We start from the raw sequence: 3,400 nt of genomic DNA, 5'->3' as shown, positions 1-3,400 counted from the left end.
GGTGGGTGTGGGTTGGTTGTTTGTTGAGATGTGCATAGTGGACGCGAGCATCTTGTTTCTCTGTGTAGGTAAGTTTTTAAGGGCAGACGGTGGATGCCTTGGCACCAGGAGCCGATGAAGGACGTGGGAGGCCGCGATAGGCCTGGGGGAGCTGTCAACCAAGCTGTGATCCCAGGGTGTCCGAATGGGGGAACCCAGCCCGAGTCATGTCGGGTTACCCGCACCTGAATTCATAGGGTGTGTGGAGGGAACGCGGGGAAGTGAAACATCTCAGTACCCGTAGGAAGAGAAAACAACATGTGATTCCGTGAGTAGTGGCGAGCGAAAGCGGATGTAGCCTAAACCGTGTGCGTGTGATACCTGTCAGGGGTTGCGTGCGCGGGGTTGTGGGACCCTACAGTCGACGCTGACACGTCGGCGCACAGTTATAAAGCCTTGGGCTAGTCGAATCCTCTGGAATGAGGGACCGTAGAGGGTGAGAGTCCTGTAGACGAAAGTTCTAGGCCTGTGGTGGGTGTTCCCGAGTAGCGGCGGACTCCTGAAATCTGCCGTGAATCTGCCAGGACCACCTGGTAAGGCTGAATACTACCTGGTGACCGATAGCGGATTAGTACCGTGAGGGAATGGTGAAAAGTACCCCGGGAGGGGAGTGAAATAGTACCTGAAACCGTCTGCCTACAATCCGTCGGAGCTGAGGACTTGTTCCGAGGTGACGGCGTGCCTTTTGAAGAATGAGCCTGCGAGTTAGTGGCATGTGGCGAGGTTAACCCGTGTGGGGAAGCCGTAGCGAAAGCGAGTCTGAACAGGGCGTTCAGTCGCATGCTCTAGACCCGAAGCGGGGTGATCTAGCCATGGGCAGGCTGAAGCGACGGTAAGACGTCGTGGAGGGCCGAACCCACCAACGTTGAAAAGTTGGGGGATGACCTGTGGTTAGGGGTGAAAGGCCAATCAAACTCCGTGATAGCTGGTTCTCCCCGAAATGCATTTAGGTGCAGCGTCACGTGTTTCTTGCCGGAGGTAGAGCTACTGGATGGCCTAGGGGGCCCACAAGCTTACCGAAGTCAGCTAAACTCCGAATGCCGGTAAGTGAGAGCGTGGCAGTGAGACTGCGGGGGATAAGCTTCGTAGTCGAGAGGGAAACAGCCCAGATCACCAGCTAAGGCCCCTAAGCGTGTGCTAAGTGGAAAAGGATGTGGGATCGCATAGACAACCAGGAGGTTGGCTTAGAAGCAGCCACCCTTGAAAGAGTGCGTAATAGCTCACTGGTCAAGTGGTTCCGCGCCGACAATGTAGCGGGGCTCAAGCACACCGCCGAAGCTGTGGCACTCACACAATAACCAGGCCAGGTCATACTGGTCCAGGTGTGTGGGTGGGTAGGGGAGCGTCGTGTGGCGGGTGAAGCGGCAGAGTGATCTAGCCGTGGACGCCACACGAGTGAGAATGCAGGCATGAGTAGCGAATGCAGGGTGAGAAACCCTGCCGCCGGATGACCAAGGGTTCCAGAGTCAAGCTAATCTGCTCTGGGTGAGTCGGGACCTAAGGCGAGGCCGAGAGGCGTAGTCGATGGACAACGGGTTGATATTCCCGTACCCGCAAAGCAGCGCCCGCGATGAACCTGGCTGTACTAACCTCCACGGACACTGAACACCTTCGGGTGGGAGGTGCGAGTGTTGGGATCTTGGCTGGTAGTAGTTGAGCGATGGGGTGACGCAGGAAGGTAGTCGAGCCCAGGCGGTGGTTGTCCTGGGGTAAGCGTGTAGGCCGTGGCGTAGGCAAATCCGCGCCACATGGGGCTGAGACGTGATGCCGAGCCGTATCAGGTGAAGTCGATGATCCTATGCTGCCGAGAAAAGCCTCTAGCGAGCTGTGCGCGGCCCGTACCCGAAACCGACACAGGTGGTCAGGTAGAGAATACCGAGGCGATCGGGCGAACTGTGGTTAAGGAACTCGGCAAATTGCCCCCGTAACTTAGGGAGAAGGGGGGCCTCGTCTGGTGAAGGCCTTCGCGGCTGGAGCTGGGTGGGGTCGCAGAGAGCAGGGGGAAGCGACTGTTTACTAAAAACACAGGTCCATGCGAAGTCGTAAGACGCTGTATATGGACTGACGCCTGCCCGGTGCTGGAACGTTAAGGGGACCTGTCAGCCCGTAAGGGTGAAGCGGAGAACTTAAGCGCCAGTAAACGGCGGTGGTAACTATAACCATCCTAAGGTAGCGAAATTCCTTGTCGGGTAAGTTCCGACCTGCACGAATGGCGTAACGACTTCCCCACTGTCTCAACCACAGGCCCGGCGAAATTGCAGTACGAGTAAAGATGCTCGTTACGCGCGGCAGGACGGAAAGACCCCGGGACCTTCACTATAGCTTGACATTGGTATCCGGTTCAGCTTGTGTAGGATAGGTGGGAGACTGTGAAGCGGCGACGCCAGTCGTCGTGGAGTCAACGTTGAAATACCACTCTGGTTGATCTGGGTATCTAACCTCGGACCGTGATCCGGTTCAGGGACAGTGTCTGGTGGGTAGTTTAACTGGGGCGGTTGCCTCCTAAAGGGTAACGGAGGCGCCCAAAGGTTCCCTCAGCCTGGTTGGCAATCAGGTGTTGAGTGTAAGTGCACAAGGGAGCTTGACTGTGAGACTGACAGGTCGAGCAGGGACGAAAGTCGGGACTAGTGATCCGGCACTGGCATGTGGAAGCGGTGTCGCTCAACGGATAAAAGGTACCCCGGGGATAACAGGCTGATCTTCCCCAAGAGTCCATATCGACGGGATGGTTTGGCACCTCGATGTCGGCTCGTCGCATCCTGGGGCTGGAGTAGGTCCCAAGGGTTGGGCTGTTCGCCCATTAAAGCGGTACGCGAGCTGGGTTTAGAACGTCGTGAGACAGTTCGGTCCCTATCCGCCGTGCGCGCAGGAGACTTGAGAAGGGCTGTCCCTAGTACGAGAGGACCGGGACGGACGAACCTCTGGTGTGCCAGTTGTACCGCCAGGTGCATGGCTGGTTGGCTACGTTCGGAAGGGATAACCGCTGAAAGCATCTAAGCGGGAAGCTCGCTTCAAGATGAGGTCTCCCACCGAGAGATCGGGTAAGGCCCCCGGCTAGACCACCGGGTTGATAGGCCAGAGATGTAAGCACAGTAATGTGTTCAGTCGACTGGTACTAATAGGCCGAGGACTTACCTAACAAACATATGAGAGTCCTGCAAGATACGCTCGCGTCCACCATGCACATCACGACACGCAACCACGCACGCCGATCGGCGCGGGTTGACATGTTGATAGAGTTACGGCGGCCATGGCGGAGGGGAAACGCCCGGCAACATTCCGAACCCGGAAGCTAAGCCCTCCAGCGCCGATGGTACTGCAACGGGGACGTTGTGGGAGAGTAGGACGCCGCCGGACAAAC

2 rRNA genes are annotated in these 3,400 nt (G+C 57.2%); both read left to right on the top strand.

Going from position 1 to position 3,400, the window contains the following annotated elements:
• Positions 1 to 66: 66 nt before the first annotated feature.
• A 23S ribosomal RNA gene (locus Cba03nite_RS39300) occupies positions 67 to 3,178 on the top strand.
• Positions 3,179 to 3,279: 101 nt separating this feature from the next.
• A 5S ribosomal RNA gene (gene rrf, locus Cba03nite_RS39295) occupies positions 3,280 to 3,396 on the top strand.
• Positions 3,397 to 3,400: the final 4 nt, after the last annotated feature.

Origin of the sequence: Catellatospora bangladeshensis, from assembly GCF_016862575.1 — a bacterium.
GTDB lineage: Bacteria > Actinomycetota > Actinomycetes > Mycobacteriales > Micromonosporaceae > Catellatospora > Catellatospora bangladeshensis.
This window is presented reverse-complemented; position numbering and strand designations above follow the sequence as displayed.